Source organism: Stenotrophomonas sp. STK16_22 (assembly GCF_051984505.1).
GTDB lineage: Bacteria > Pseudomonadota > Gammaproteobacteria > Xanthomonadales > Xanthomonadaceae > Stenotrophomonas > Stenotrophomonas maltophilia_A.
This window is the reverse complement of record NZ_CP196972.1, coordinates 2,286,208-2,300,651: the sequence shown is the minus strand read 5'-3', so window position 1 is coordinate 2,300,651 and position 14,444 is coordinate 2,286,208. Positions and strand designations below refer to the sequence as shown.

Below are 14,444 nucleotides of genomic sequence, written 5' to 3'. Positions count from 1 at the left end.
CTCAGCCCACACATGGGCTGAGCCACGCTCCGGCGGCCGCGAAGGGAGCAGCCATGTGCAGCCTGAGCAGGTCTTCCACGGTGCGTGCCCCGCCCATCTCCAGGTCGAGGATGCCGGGCTCCAGGATTGATCCCAGCAGAACACCGACCGCGATCGCATGAAGGCTGCGCGCCGCAGTGGCTGTATCAACGCCCTCACGGAGCTGGCCCAGTGCTCCTGCACGCTGGTATACAAGCTCCAGCATGCGGACCTCCGGCATCGCGCACGCCGCGAGCACGTCGCCTATGCCGCCCAGCTCATGTGATGCACCAGAGCGCAGCAGAAGCTCAACCGTTCGGCGAACGCGTGGGGTGCGGCGCGTGTGATCAAATACCCTGACCAGGTCCGCAAACAGAAGCTTGAACGGGTCATTACACTGCCGGATGGCGGCTTCCCGCAGTCCTTCGGGTGCATCTGGCCGCCCTCGCGCGGAAAGTTCACCCAGCAGGTTCTGACGGGACCCGAAGTGCCAGTAGATCGCGCCGCGCGAATAGCCGCACTCGGTGGCGATCAGCTCCAGCGTGGCGCCCGCGGGCCCATGGCGCAGAAGGCACACCAGTGCGGCATCGAGGATCCTCTCACGCGTGGCGTGTGCGTCCTCCCTGGTTCTTCTAGCCATGGCACGGTTGCATCCCTGCTGTTCGATGAGCGCGCGACCGCGCGTCCTTAGCGTCCTTAGACAAGGCGATGGGACGGACCGTGGCCACAGCGCTGCACCGGGATCTGCGGCGTTTGAATGTCGATCTTCGGTTCATTGGCGGGGGCAGGGCAGGACAGTGAGCCAAGCCACAGACCATCGGCGGCGAGACGCGCGGACTTCAGCGCGGGATCGTCGGCCTCGGACGGCTCGGTGGCCAGCTTCTTCTTCATCCACTCGATCCACTGCGACGCGGATACCTGGGTCAGGTCCAGACGGATGATCAGGGCCGAGAGCATTGCAACGTCGTGCCGCCTGCAGCCCTCGACCACCGATTCCACGTAGGCGTTGGTGAATGCGCCGGGGCGGAGCCCGTTGGCACGCATTCTCCGTTCCACATCCTGATTGAAGTTCTGCAGCCAGCACGAGAAAGTGGCGTCGATGAGATCCTGCTTGCAGTAGAAGTGATGGAACATCGCGCCACGGCTGACGCCCGAGCATTCGAGAATCTCACTGACGGTCACCGAAGACCGACCATTGCGGACGATAAGCGCTGCCGTTTCGCGGATGAGTATGCCGGGCACACGCACGGACGAACTGTGGGTAGCGTTCAAGAGAGTTTTCCTCATGTAGCGGGCGACGAACGATCCGCCAGGCCGGTACGGCCTGGCGGGTTGCCGTTCGAGCCAGTCAGTGATGCGCCGCGGATGCTTCGCTTTCGGCGCTCTTCCGGGAAGCGATGGGCCTGCCGATTTCAATCTCAGGGTCCCCCTTCTCGGGCTGCCATGCCCCCAGCGCCAGCTGCACCTGCACGTGGGCCATCAGCAGCCTGGCCTGTGCCGCCGCAAGCTCTCTGCGCGCCTTTTCGTGCAGCGCCTGCTGCTGCAGGCCGGCATCCTTCGGCTCGATTCCGGCGTCCACGCGGGAAGAGGCATAGGCCGAAGATCTGCTGCTGAGTGCCTCGGCATTTACCGCCTGCTGCATCCTGACCTGGGAACTCGTCCACGCATGCAGGGAGTCCTCACTCTCCTTCAGCGCCGTCAGCACGGTCTGCTCGAAGGCATGCCAGTTCTGATCACTGCCGGCGCGAGCGGCTTCCTCCCTGGCCTTCTTCCGGCCAAAGCTCAGCCACTCCCACTGAAGCTCCGGGCCGGCCGAGAAGCGCTTTGCACTGGAATCGCCCAGCGAACCGAACGGTGCAAGGATGCCGCCGAAAACATTCAGCGTGAGGCGCGGAAGGTGCGCGCGCTCGGCGAGTACGACGTTGCCAAGGCTTGCTCGCAGTAGTGCATCGGCCTTGGCGACGTCTGGCCGCCGCGCCAGGAGGTCGGTCGGCTGCGCAAGCGATGCAAGATCCGGTGGGGCCGGCAGTGGAGCCGGGGCCAGCAACGCCTCCCAGGCGTCATCCTGCGCGGTCGGCGAGCGGCCTGCAAGAACCGCCAATGCGGCCCTGTCCGCCTGCAGCCGGGTAGCGGTTGCTGCCTCCTGCGCCACCAGCTCGGCGTGTTCGGATTCGACCGCAAGTGCCTCCCTGCGATCGACCAGCCCGGCCGCATACCGGGCCTTCACACGCACAACGCGCGCCTTGCTCAGCTCAACCTCCCGCTCAAGAGAGGACAGGTTGATCTGGTCCATCCTGAGCAGGAAGTAGTTCTTCGCAACCTCGGCCTGGAGCACTGCGGCAGCTGATCTCGCGTCAGCCGCCGCGGCATCGGCCTTGCGATCGGCCATGGCTGCGGCGGTGCCAATGCGCCCAAACAGATCCAGCTCCCAGGAGAACATCTGTCCGGCGGACAGCAGTCTCTGGGAAGGGGGGCGGGGAAGATCCTGGCGATAGGGATCCGCTTCGATCTGGGCGGACTGCATGGCTTCGGCCTTGACCTGCAGCGCACCGCTCGGCAGATAGTCCTTGCGCGCTGCGCCTGCCAGTGCGCGCGCTTCCACCACGGCGGCAAGGGCAGACTTCAGGTCATGATTCCCGCGCATGGCCAGGCTGACCAGCGCATCCAGGTTGGGGTCGGAGAAGTCCTTCCACCATTGCCTGTTGGGCGTCCCGGGCAGGACATCCGCGTCCAGCGCCGCCGGCGTGGGGGCCTGGCCCACATGATGCCGGGCTGCGGCGTCAGGGATCTCGGTCCTGGGAGCCACAGAGGCGCAGCCAGAAGACAGGGCTACAAGCACAGCAATCGACAGGCAGGCAACTCGATTTCCAATAGACATGATCATGCCTCCTCGGCCGGGTGAATGCGGTAGAGCGCGGCATACAGCGCTGGAATGAGACCCAGCGTGATCAGCGTTCCAAGGGCAAGGCCGCCGATCATCACGATCGACATGCTGGTCCACATGGAGCCGCCAAACAGCAGCAGCGGGACAAGGCCGAGAATGCAGACCATCTTGGTCATGACGATGGGGCGCAGGCGCTTTGCTGCAGCCTCTTCAATGGCCTGGAGAGGAGGCAAGCCATCGCGCTGGCCTTCGTCGATCGCATCGATGAGCAGAATCGCGTTGTTGACGATGATGCCGGCAAGTGCGAGCAGCCCCAGTGTTCCGATGAAGGTCAGGCTGGTGCCACTCAGCTTGAGTGCCAAGGTCGCGCCGATGACCACGAACGGAATGCTCGCCAGGACGATCAGGCTCTTGCGGATGCTCTCGAACTGCCATACGAACAACAGGAACATGGCAGCAAGGCAGAGCGGGAGCAGCTTCTCGATGCCTTCGTTGGCACTCTTGCTTTCTTCGATCTCGCCACCGAGTTCAACCCGCACGCCCTGCTTGCGGAATTCGGAAAGAAGTGGCTCGACCTTGTCCGCGATCCCCTGGGCCGTCAGCTCGGAGCTCTTTGCAAGCACGGTGACCGCGCGCATCTGGTTCACTCGCTGGATTGAAGACAGCTGCGGCGCCAACCGAAGCTTGGCCACCTGGCCCAGGGGCACGCTTCCGCTGCCATCCGCCTTCTGGATCGGGAGTGCCTCAAGCTGGCCGATATCCGTGCGCAGTGCCGCTTCTCCGCGGAGGATGACCGGGAGAACGGTGTCGCCCTCACGATAGCGGGAAATCGTTGCGCCGGTCAGCAGCATGTCCATGCTCTTGGCGATGTCCGCGCTGCTGATGCCTGCGGCCTGGGCCTTGGGCTGATCGACGTCCACATCAAGCTGGACAACCTGGCGTTCGGCATCGCTGGATACATCCACCATCCCCGGCGTGTCCTGCAGCGTGCGCAGCAGCTTCTCGGCGGCAATCCGATGTGCGCCGTCGCTGCTGGAGATGCGGAACGTCGCAACGCCGGCATCCGAAGACCCCATCGAGAACCGCTTGGGCTCCACCCGCACATCCGGGAAGTGTGTTGCCATCACAGAACGCAGCCGCTCAATGGCCGCTTCATGCTTGACGCCCTTCGCAAGTGACAGCACGGCATACGCGCGGTGTCCTGCGGGAGTAGGGGGATTCAGTGCCAGAATGAAGCGTGGGCCACCATCGCCCATGTACAGGGCGTGGCTGGAGATCTCCGGAACGAGCTTCTCGTCGGCCAGTACCTTGCTGATCTGGTGAGCAACCGCCATCGTATTGGCCGGGCTGGAATCCGGGGACAGCTCGATGGCCATCTGCAGCTGATGGCGCTCGGACGGCGGCATGAGCTCGTTGGGGACGGTGGTGAACAACCAGCCGGAGGTTGCCAGCAGTGCAACCATTACGCCGATGTAGATGGCCTTGTGCCCCAGGATCCAGCGGACCTTGCCGCGGTACCAGCCCGTCAACCGCTCGACCGCGCGTGCGGTGCGGCTGAGTTCGGCATGATGATGGGCAAAGTACTTGCACAGCAGCGGAATCAGGGTAACGCCGATGACCAGCGACAACAGCAGCGCGATGGCCATCACGATGCCGAGGCTGCGCAGATACTCGCCGGTTTCCGTGCTGGAGATGGCCAGCGGCATGAACGCGAGGATGATCGCCAGCGAAGAAACCAGAAGCGGCACGAACATCGTGCTGCCTGCGTGAGCGGCAGCCTGGTCCGGCGACTCACCCAGCGAGAGCCGCCGCTCCATGTCCTCGGCAACCACGATCGCGTTGTCAACGAACAGGCCCAGGGCAATGATGATTGCACCCACCGAGATCATGTGCAGATCGATGTTCAGGATCTTCATGATTGCCATCGTCCCCAGCACCGTGGTCGGCACGATGGCGCTGACAATCAGGCCGGTCCTCATTCCAAGGAACAGCACGACGACCGCCATGACGATGGCCAGGGTCTCCAGGAAAACCTTGGCAACACGCAGCAGCTGGGTAGAAACAACCTCGGCCTGATCCGTGATCTGGACAAGCTGCATGCCGGCCGGCAGCGTTTCCGAAAGCCGTTCAACGTCGCCGCGCAGCAGATCGGCGAAGCTGACTACGTTGAGTCCTGGCGCCATGGAGACCGCTATCACCACGGCCGGCGTGCCATTGACGAATGCACCCGTCATCGGCGGGTCCTGGGTCACCCGTTCCACTCGCGCAAGGGCACCCAGCGGCACCGAGCCACCCTTCGGCAGCGGTATCGGCGTGCTCTTCAGCTGGGAGGGGTTGTCGGCGTCACCGCTCACGTTGAGCGTGATCTCCGAACCTCCGATCTCGACGTAGCCCGCCGGCGCAATCACATTGCGCCTGGAAACCGCATCGGCAATCACATTGGGGTTGAGCCCACGCGCAGCCAGGGAAGGCACGTCCAGGATGATCTGGACCTGCTCGTCCCTCACGCCGTGCAGCGAGACACGTTCCACCCCGGGCAGCCGGAACAGTTCATCGCGCAGGCGGCGGGCTTCTGCCCGGAGCTCGCCTGCGTTATAGCCATCGCCGGTCAGGCCCATGGTCATCACCGCAACCCGACCGAATTCGTCGTCCACGACCGGGCCAATCGTTCCCTCGGGAAGCTGGCTCTGGATGTCCCCCATGCGTGAGCGCAACCGTTGCCACACGATGGGAATTTTCTCCGATTCCACGGTGGGATAGAGATCAACGTAGGTGAACGCAAAGCCTGGACGGACAGTCGTCCGGATCCGCTTGACCTCCGGCATGCCACGAATGCTCTCCTCGATCGGGCGAGCGACCAGCTGCTCGACCCGGTCCACGCCGGCGCCCGGCATGAAGCTGAGTACCGTCGCCGTGCGAATGGTGATGGGAGGCTCTTCAGTGGACGGGAAGTCGAGCGCCAGAATGAGGCCGGTGAGGACGATCGCTACGATCGCCAGCAGGGTCAGGCGGGGACGCGCCAATGAGAATGAGGAGAGGCTCATTGTTCTGATCCCATCTTCATGTCGACAGGCTTGATCTGCGTGCCCGGGCGGATGGCCTTGGCACCCGCAACCACGACGCGCTGACCGGCGGAAATCTGCCCGCTCACCTCGATCCAGTCACCGTGATACTGACCCAGATCTACTTCCGCCAGCTCGGTCGTCTTGCCATCCTTTGCCAGCCGAAGCACCTGGCCCTTGCCGCCAACGGCAGACGGCAGTACAGCCCGAAATGGCACTTGAAGCCTGGCTGGGCCTGTATCCGTTCCAGTGATCCGGACCGACCAGGTCGAACCCACGGTCGCCGCCTCGGGCACTGCGATGTATGCGGTACGCACGCCGCCTGCATCAACGCGGCCGTCGACACGGAGCACCTTGCTCTCCACGGTGTCCGAGCCGCTGATCAGGTTGACCACCTGCCCAACAGCCAGGGGAGCAGTGCCCGGAATCGCGACAGACAGCTCGCGGCCCGCACCATCGACCTGGATGGCGACAGCGCCGGGGCCCACGGACTGTCCAACTTCAACGTTTCGGGCAGCCACGACTCCGTCAAACGTTGCCTTCAGCGTGGCTTCGCCTTGCGACCAGCCGGCGAGCTCGTGCTGCGCGCGGGCATTGCGGACGGCCGCATTCGCAGCCGCCAGTTCGGCCTTCGCGGCGGTCATCTCCGCCGGGCTGAGCGCATCAGCCTTCTGCGCAACATCCAGTCGCTCGACGCGTCGCTGGACCTCGTCCAGTGCGGCCTGCGCGCGTGCGACGTCGCCGGCAGCGGACGCCTCCTGCGCTGCAAAGGGGACCGGATCCAGTCGAGCAAGCACCTGTCCCTTGCGTACAACGTCACCCGGTTCAACAAGTACCGCGGAGACCTTTCCGGAGACCGGGAAGGACAGCTGTCCTCGCTGCGTGGCACGCACGGTGCCGATGTAAGCGCGCTGATCGCCAGCAGCCTGTCGAACGGAGGCGACATACGCGGTGCGGGCTTCTGCCGTCCCGCTCTCTGGTGTATCGGAACATCCCGTCATCGCGGACAGGGCAATGGCCAGCGCGCTGAGACGAGGCACCAATGACCAGGTCATATGGGTTTTCACGTTCGATTCCTTGTATGGGTGGTCAGTTCCACAGACCAGCGCGGTGTGGTCAGGTCTGCAGGCGGCGTAAATTTAGGGGGACACCTGGACCACGAACAGGACACTTCCGGACATGCCGGGGCTCGTACAGGTCATCTGGGACAGGCGGCGCACTCAAAGCGGCCATCCGGACAACGCAGTCCCACCTGAAGCCAGTCAGTCACATCGACGCTGGATCATCATCCGGACCCATCAGGAGCATTACCGGACACGCGGGGGGCCGTTTAGGCCACGCGCGGTCTCCTGCATTGAAATCAGTCCCCCACGGGATGACTATGGGGACTGCGAAACGCCCCTTCGAAACGTGATGGCTGCCATCTCCAAGAATCTGCCGACCTCCATGGACTGGCGTGAGCCCGGTGAGGAACTCGCGTTGGACGCGACGTCTCTGAACCCCTCCGACGATCCAGGCTCAACGCACGAATCGCAGATCGCAGAAATCGTGCCGACCGGAGCCAGGGCCATCCTTGGGCTTGTTGAAGAACGGGGTTTCTCGCCGGAAGAGCTGTGCCGCGGGCTTGGTTTCACGTACCGCGATCTCTCGATGAGAGATGTAAGGCTGTCCTACAGACAGATGCGCAAGCTGTTCATGCGCGCAGAACGATTGCTGGACGAACCTGCATTGGGCCTCGCCCTGGGAGCCCGGCAGACACCCATCTCCTGGGGTGTTCCCGGCCTGGCGATGCTCACCTGCGAGACCTATGGGGAAGCCCTGAACTATGGGCTCAGCCACCAGCAGGCAATCGGCGCCATGCTGATTCACACGATCGAGGAAGCGGGTCGTGAAATCCGGATGGAGGTCCGATTCCGGCGCTTTGATATCCAGCTGGAATCCGTTCTTGTGGAGGATGCATTCGCTGGGTTCGTCGCCGTCAGCAGGTACCTAATTGGCCCCTCCTTTGCACCGCTACGGGTCGACTTTTCCCTACCCAAGCCCTCCGATCCGGACGTCTACCGGCGGTTCTTCCAGTGCCCGGTGCGCTTTGATGCAGGGATCAACCGCCTGACCTTCGACTCACACTGGTTGAGTGTGCGGCTGCCAGGCTTCGACCGGATCAACTCGAAGATCGTACGCGACCAGCTCGACACGCTGCTGCCAATGCGGGGCGTGCGCAATGAAATTGTCGAATCGCTGTCGAGCCACCTGCGGTGCGACATCGAGACGACCACCCGGCAGAGCGAACTCGCAAGCCTGATCAATGTAAGCGAGAGAACGCTCAGGCGCCGGCTCAATCGCCAGGATTCGAGTTATCGGGAACTCCGCGATGAGGCCCGGTATGAGCGGGCCCGCGATCTCCTGCTGAACTCAGAGCTGAGCATCGCCGAGGTTGCAGACGCGGTTGGATACTCCGACGCCCGTGCATTCCGCCGCGCATTCAAGCGTTGGGCGGGTTGCCTGCCAACCGAGTTCCGGGAATCCAGGTAGACAGCATCCACCCTGATTCCAGCACGGCGGGTAGCCATCGGTAGAGACCGGGCCACCCAATGACGTCGGGGCTGCCGCCGGGCCGTGCTGCCGGTGGTGGTTGCGCGTCTGTAGTCCATTGCACCAGTGCGTGTGCAGTCCTCTCCAGCCACCCCTCCTTCACCTGGATAGAACCATGAAGCGCATACGGCTGTTTGAATCGAAACTCGCGGCGAGATTCCTTGAGGTCGATCGATTGGCGCGGGAGGGCGCCACGTTGAAGAACGTGGCTGAGAACATGCGCACGATCATCATTGCGGTGACGATGCTGATCGTGGTGGGGCTGCTGATGGACGTTCCGGCGTCCGTCATTCGTGTGGCGGCCATCGCATGGGGGTGCTGGGCACTGGTCTATGCGCTGCTTGCCGCAGCACAAGCAGGACTTCTCTTTGTCCTGCTGCTTGGCGAGGTGGCCCTGTTGAAGCACATCCTCATCCGGATTGGATTTCTCAGAGGCGCCATTGCCACAGGATTCGCGGTGCTTGTCGTGATCATCATGGCAGTGTCGTGCGTGCTGTTCGATCCGAAGCACATGCTGCATTGGTGATTGCCGACATCCTGCCGACACCCTGCAATCGTCGGGCCAGGCATTCCGGACCGGCCAAGGCGAGCCCCGCACATGGGGGATGTTCGACCTCGATTGATTCCGTTCCACTCAACCTGCGAAAGTCATGCACTCTGCAATTCCCTGCTGCCGTAGTCATTCATCAGGCGGCGATCGAACTGCCACTCTGGCCAGAACATCCGGTTCCGGACGCGTAGCGAAAGGCAGCTTGTGGCGGCGGGTTCCTCGGCTCCTCGCAGGAATGGGAATGCTGTTGCTGGCCGCATGCAGTCCGGTGCATGTGGTCAGGTCAAACCAGGCCAGGACCTATGCAGGTCTCAGCATCCACGGGGAGCGTCGGATGGAGATCGTGCCAGCGGGTAGCACGCACGGGCACTTCCAGACGGTGACTCTCGCCCCCGTCCTGCTGATGCCAGAGGTAGCTGCAACGCTGAGCCCGGGCGTCGGTGATCGCCTCAAGGCTGCCGTAAGCAGTCAGCTGCAGCGGCAGATCGACAGGCGCCTGGGCTGGAGTAGGGCAGGGCGGCCGGGAACGGGGCTGTTGCTGCTTGCAAGGATTACCTCGGTGAAGGAGGTGTCTGTCGGCCTGAACATTGCCACATCCGTCCTGATGGGACCGGTGAGCAAGGGGCAGCTTTCCCTCGAGATCGAGGCGACCGACGCAGGCACTGGCAGGCAGGTAGCACTGCTGCTGCTCGCCGACGAAGCCGATATGAGGGACATCCGGAAAAGCTACACCCTGGACGGTCACGCCAAGGCGCTTGCAGGCCGGTTCGCGATTGAGGCGGTGGAGTTCATCGCGCCAATGGTGCGATCACGGCAGCTTCCCGGAGGGCGCAACTGCCGTGCGCTTCACCCCGGTTCCCAGGCCTCATCCGAACCGCGGCTGCAGGAAAGGGAGGGGGTAGGGAGTTCCAATTGCAAATGACTCTCACTACACTTGCGGCATCCCACCCCTTCCGCCGCCTATGGCGGCCAGAACTCCGGCTCCCAACGTGAATTCCCCGCCCCACCTGTGCAGACCGCAGGCATTTGCCCTGAGGGTGATGTGTCCACGCTAGGCCGGGGCACGGGCAGCAACGCGGATCGGGCCTCGTCCACGGAGGCGGGCATTCCGGAAGACGCCTCGCCAATGGGCGGGAACCTCCTTGCGAAAGCCTATGCCCGCTGGCGCGGGCCCATTCTGCGCAGCCTTGCGCGTGTCAGAGGTGCGGACGGTGAGGACGCCCTGCACGACGGTGCAGTCAAGTGGCTGGCGGCAAACCCTGCACTGGCCTCGTGCGACCAGCAAGGCGCCTATTTCCGGCGGACGGTAATGAACACCGTGGCCGATGAATATCGTGAGCACACCGCAGGCCGCCGTCTCCAGACGCTGCCGCTGGCAGATGCCGAGGATGCGGGCCAAGCCATCGCCAGCGATGAATCACAGTGCCCGTTGCAGCTCAGCGCCCAGCGGCAGCGCCTGGAGCGCCTGCGAGAAGCGCTGGCCGAGCTGCCCGAGCGTCAACGCGAGGCATTCGTGCTCTGCCGCTTCGATGGGCTGACCCAGGAGGACGTTGCCGCTCGCATGCAGATCTCCCGCCGCATGGTGGTCAAGCATCTGTCGCGAGCGGTTGCCTACTGCGAAGTGCGGGTACGCTATGCATCTCTGGCACAGATGCAGGAACTGCATCGCCCGATCAATGCGGGCGAGGCGTTGGCGCCTGCCATCGATGCTGATTTTCCCTGCCGATGACCGATCTCCCTTCTGCCGCAGGTTCCGACCCGTTTGCCCTGCATGAGGCGGCCGCCGCGTGGATGGTGCGGCGGCAGGATGCGGACTGGCAACCGGAAGAAGAGGCGGCCCTGCAGCACTGGCTGGCCGAGAGCGAAGCGCACCGACAGGCGTTCGCCGACGTGGCCAGAACCTGGCACGACCTCGGCCAGTTGCCGCGCCCCGTGCTGGCCTCGGACCCGCATGCGGTGATCGCCCCAGCAGTACCTGCACCTGCCGCTCCACGGCGGGGCAGGGCGGCGCGGCGTGCACGGTCGTGGCGCCTGCCACGCGTTGCGGCGGCTGCGGCCGTGGCGACGCTGGCCTTGGGGTACGTCGGCTACGGTTGGTACACCGCGCCCAGCTACGTACAGGACGTGGCCACCGGTGCGGGCGAGATACGCGATCTTCAATTGCCGGACGGCTCACGGATTTCACTCAATGCACGCAGCACGCTGGCGGTGCATTTCTATCGATCCCGTCGGGAAGTGGTGCTCAGCCAGGGCGAGGCGTACTTCGAGGTCGCCCCGGCGGCCGACCGGCCCTTCACCGTCGATGCCCAGCGCAGCCGGGTGACGGTGGTCGGCACGGCCTTCAATGTGCGCAATGGGCCGGGCGAAGTCGTGGTCAAGGTGCTGCATGGGCACGTGCGGGTACAGCCGGATCGCGCCGAAGGCACCGCGCCGGTCAGCCTGCACGCTGAACAAGGCCTGGCCGTTACCACGCTTACAGCCGCCTACCGCTCCATTGCCGCCAGCGCAGACAGCATTGGCGGCTGGCGCAACGGGCGCCTGGTGTTCCGGCGCACCCCGCTGGACGAAGTGGCGCAGGAGGTCGGGCAGTATCTGGGCCATCCCGTCACGTTGGGCCAGCCAGGGCTGAAGTTCCTGCCGGTCTCCGGCTACGCAGCCACCGATGCCCCGGCCACCTTCCTGGAAGCGCTGCCGGATCTGTTGCCCGTGCAGGTGACCCGCACTGCCCAGGGCGGCTATCGCATCGACGAACGGCCTGTCACCCGCTGACGCCGGAACGAAAATTTCTTCCGGCGCGGGTTCCCACCCCATCGCCATTTTCCGTTTACCCCAGTGAGGCCAGTAGCGGCCAAGCATGATGGAGCGGTAATGGGGTACATGAAGATCAAGCGCGCACTTGTTGCTGGCGCGTTCTCTACGGGGGTACACGCCAAGCGGCTGCCGTTGCTGGCGCTGTGCATTTCCAGCGCGCTGGCAGGGCCAGCCATCGCACAGGCGCAGCCGGCTGCGCGCGTGCAGTTCAATATTCCGGCGCAACCGCTGGATGCCGCACTGCGCCGCTTTTCCGAGCAGTCCCGGCAGCAGGTGCTGTTCAGCGAATCGGCGGTGGCGGGCCGTCGCGCCCCGGCCTTGACCGGCAGCTACACGCCGCAGGAGGCACTGGCGCGCCTGCTGGAGGGGAGTGGCGTGCGTGTCAATGCCACCCGTCCGGGCGTGTTCACCCTGGCGCAGGAAGCAGCAACACCTGCGCGCAGCAAGGAGGCCCAGACCACCCTGCAGACGGTGAACGTCACCGCCAATGCCCCAAGCGATGGCGCTTACACGGCACGTGAGCTGAGCCTGGGCAAGCTGGGGCAGAGCATCCGCCAGACCCCGCAGTCGGTCAGCGTGATCACCCGCCAGCAGCTGGACGACCGCAACCTCACCACGCTGGACGAAGCGCTGGCACAGACCACCGGCGTGACCACGACCGCCCGCAACTTCGGCAACCACAAGTTCTCGATCCGCAGCTTCACCGTGGACGACAGCAACTATCTGGTCGATGGCGTGGCCGGCATTGTCTATGCCCCGGTGGGCTGGCTGCCGATCGACACCGCCGTGCTGGAACGGGTTGAAGTGCTGCGCGGTGCCGGTGGCATGATGCTCGGCGCGGCCGACCCCAGCGGGGCGATCAACATGGTGCGCAAGCGCCCGCGCGACCAGGCTCATCTGGATCTGGCCGCAACCGTGGGCTCGTGGGACAACTACCGCGTCGAGGTGGATGGCGGTGGCCCGCTCAATGCTACCGGCAGCGTGCGCGGCCGACTGGTCGCCGCCTATCAGGACCGCGACTACTTCCAGCGGGGCACCTCATCGAAGACGCCGGTGGCCTATGGGGTGATCGATGCCGATCTGGGCACGGATACCACGCTGACCTTCGGTCTGCGCCATCAGGCCAGTAACACCGACGGCTACTGGCTGTTCGGCCTGCCGCGCTACACCGATGGCGGTGCGCTGGACATCAAGCGTTCCACCTCGCTCATCCAGGACTGGAATCGGCAGGAGGGCTCCGTCGACGAAGCCTTTGCAGAGGCGGAGCACCGCTTCAACGAACGCTGGAAGGCACGCCTGTCGGTGAACCGCACCGAGTCGGACCTGGACCAGCGTGTCGCGGTTCCGCTGGGCGGGGTGGACCGCGCCACCGGCATCGGTTCGCGCTTCTATGACATCTATTTCAACCGCTCGCGCGTGCGTAGTGATGGCATCGACCTGCACACCACCGGCAGTTTCGACGCCTTCGGCCGCAGCCATCAGCTGCTGCTGGGCGCGATGTGGTCGCGCCAGCGTACCCGCCAGAGCTCGGCGGACCTGGCCATCGACGTGCCGATTGATGTCTACGCACCCGACCACAGCGCCATCGCGCAGCCGCTGCAGCCCGCGTGGGACTGGTCAGAAAACGCCCGCGCCCAGCAGAGCGGCGTGTACAGCAACCTGCGCCTGCAGCTGGCAGAACCGCTGCACCTCACGCTGGGTGGCCGGCTGAGCTGGGTGAAGTACCAGTCCAGCGATGGCTTCACCGGCGCCAAGAGCCGCGACTACGAACAGAAGCACGAATTCACCCCGTACGCCGGCCTTGTCTACGACCTGGGTCCGCAATGGTCGGTCTATGCCAGCTACGCCGATACCTTCCAGCCGCAGAGCTCGTACGTCACCGCGTCCGGCTCGGTGCTGGATCCGGCCATCGGCGCCAACTACGAGCTGGGCGTGAAGGGTGAGTTGAACGATGGCCGCCTGAATGTCTCCGCCGCAGTGTTCTCCATCCGCAAGACCGGCAACGCCGTGGTGGACGAATCCGACCCGGGCAGCTGCCGTGGCTCGCTGGCGTCGTCCGATTGCTACCGCAATGGCGGCAAGCTGCGCAGCAAGGGCTTTGAGCTGGAGGCCAGCGGCGAACTGGCGCCGGGCTGGCAGATGATGGCGGGCTATACCCACGTCACCAGCCGCGACGATGAGGGCGCGACCATCAGCGCCGAGACGCCCCGCCACCTGCTGCGCCTGTCGACGTCCTACCAGCTGCCCGGCAAGTGGAACGCGTTCTCCGTGGGCGGGGGTGTATCGGCACAGAGCAGCTACTCCTATCCGGCCTACGACGACCCGGACTGGCGCATGGGTGCAGCAGGACGAGCCGTGTGGGACCTGCGTGCCGGCTACCGGATCAATCCGCGCTGGAGCGTGGGCCTCAACGTGGCCAACCTGTTCGACACGCGCTACTACGCGATGATCAGCCAGATCCGCCGCGGCAACTTCTTCGGCGAACCCCGCAACGTGATGCTGACGCTGCGCGGCTCGCTGTGATCTT

The 14,444-nt window shown here is 64.6% G+C and carries 11 protein-coding genes; 6 read left to right on the top strand and 5 right to left on the bottom strand.

From position 1 onward, the window contains the following. Position 1: 1 nt before the first annotated feature. The 5 genes from ACSYAO_RS10655 to ACSYAO_RS10635 all read right to left on the bottom strand — a co-directional run bounded on the left by ACSYAO_RS10655 (position 2) and on the right by ACSYAO_RS10635 (position 7,031). Positions 2-595, bottom strand: coding sequence for a TetR/AcrR family transcriptional regulator (locus ACSYAO_RS10655; protein WP_239684317.1), 594 nt, complete (start codon positions 593-595; stop codon positions 2-4). Positions 596-714: 119 nt separating this feature from the next. Further along, a complete protein-coding gene (locus ACSYAO_RS10650) occupies positions 715-1,290 on the bottom strand; it encodes a TetR/AcrR family transcriptional regulator (RefSeq protein ID WP_223224617.1) in 576 nt (191 codons plus the stop codon). Between the two features lie 76 nt (positions 1,291-1,366). Then, on the bottom strand, positions 1,367-2,902 hold the full coding sequence (locus ACSYAO_RS10645) for a TolC family protein (RefSeq protein WP_440566932.1): 1,536 nt from the start codon (positions 2,900-2,902) through the stop codon (positions 1,367-1,369). Beyond that, complete coding sequence (locus ACSYAO_RS10640; RefSeq protein ID WP_049463425.1) at positions 2,899-5,946, bottom strand: efflux RND transporter permease subunit; 3,048 nt, start codon at positions 5,944-5,946, stop codon at positions 2,899-2,901. Before ACSYAO_RS10640 ends, ACSYAO_RS10645 begins: the two co-directional genes overlap by 4 nt. Further along, complete coding sequence (locus ACSYAO_RS10635; RefSeq protein ID WP_223224615.1) at positions 5,943-7,031, bottom strand: efflux RND transporter periplasmic adaptor subunit; 1,089 nt, start codon at positions 7,029-7,031, stop codon at positions 5,943-5,945. The genes ACSYAO_RS10640 and ACSYAO_RS10635 overlap by 4 nt, the downstream gene beginning before the upstream one ends. 346 nt (positions 7,032-7,377) lie before the next feature. On the opposite strand from ACSYAO_RS10635, the gene ACSYAO_RS10630 reads away from it, so the two are divergent. From ACSYAO_RS10630 to ACSYAO_RS10605, 6 genes are all read left to right on the top strand, one after another. Next, positions 7,378-8,496, top strand: a complete 1,119-nt coding sequence (locus ACSYAO_RS10630) for an AraC family transcriptional regulator (RefSeq protein ID WP_223224614.1) — start codon at positions 7,378-7,380, stop codon at positions 8,494-8,496. Positions 8,497-8,671: 175 nt separating this feature from the next. Continuing rightward, positions 8,672-9,082, top strand: a complete 411-nt coding sequence (locus ACSYAO_RS10625; protein WP_049463423.1) for a hypothetical protein — start codon at positions 8,672-8,674, stop codon at positions 9,080-9,082. Between the two features lie 265 nt (positions 9,083-9,347). Next, the gene (locus tag ACSYAO_RS10620; RefSeq protein ID WP_049463422.1) at positions 9,348-10,028 is read left to right on the top strand and encodes a DUF3313 family protein; all 681 of its coding nucleotides are present in this window, start codon (positions 9,348-9,350) and stop codon (positions 10,026-10,028) included. Between the two features lie 120 nt (positions 10,029-10,148). Beyond that, positions 10,149-10,835 (top strand): RNA polymerase sigma factor, encoded by a 687-nt coding sequence (locus ACSYAO_RS10615; RefSeq protein ID WP_197655509.1) that lies wholly within the window; start codon positions 10,149-10,151, stop codon positions 10,833-10,835. After that, complete coding sequence (locus ACSYAO_RS10610) at positions 10,832-11,875, top strand: FecR family protein (protein WP_049463420.1); 1,044 nt, start codon at positions 10,832-10,834, stop codon at positions 11,873-11,875. Before ACSYAO_RS10615 ends, ACSYAO_RS10610 begins: the two co-directional genes overlap by 4 nt. 108 nt (positions 11,876-11,983) lie before the next feature. Next, positions 11,984-14,440 carry a TonB-dependent siderophore receptor gene (locus ACSYAO_RS10605; protein ID WP_262220574.1) on the top strand — a complete coding sequence of 819 codons (2,457 nt, stop codon included), beginning with the start codon at positions 11,984-11,986 and terminating at the stop codon, positions 14,438-14,440. The last annotated feature ends 4 nt before the right edge of the window (positions 14,441-14,444 follow it).

Excerpts from the sequence above, each read along its gene's own strand:
- ACSYAO_RS10645 (WP_440566932.1), bottom strand. The coding sequence starts at position 2,902 with ATGATCATGTCTATTGGAAATCGAGTTGCCTGCCTGTCGATTGCTGTG.
- ACSYAO_RS10640 (WP_049463425.1), bottom strand. The coding sequence starts at position 5,946 with ATGAGCCTCTCCTCATTCTCATTGGCGCGTCCCCGCCTGACCCTGCTG.
- ACSYAO_RS10630 (WP_223224614.1), top strand. The coding sequence starts at position 7,378 with ATGGCTGCCATCTCCAAGAATCTGCCGACCTCCATGGACTGGCGTGAG.
- ACSYAO_RS10625 (WP_049463423.1), top strand. The coding sequence starts at position 8,672 with ATGAAGCGCATACGGCTGTTTGAATCGAAACTCGCGGCGAGATTCCTT.
- ACSYAO_RS10620 (WP_049463422.1), top strand. The coding sequence starts at position 9,348 with ATGCTGTTGCTGGCCGCATGCAGTCCGGTGCATGTGGTCAGGTCAAAC.
- ACSYAO_RS10610 (WP_049463420.1), top strand. The coding sequence starts at position 10,832 with ATGACCGATCTCCCTTCTGCCGCAGGTTCCGACCCGTTTGCCCTGCAT.
- ACSYAO_RS10605 (WP_262220574.1), top strand. The coding sequence starts at position 11,984 with ATGAAGATCAAGCGCGCACTTGTTGCTGGCGCGTTCTCTACGGGGGTA.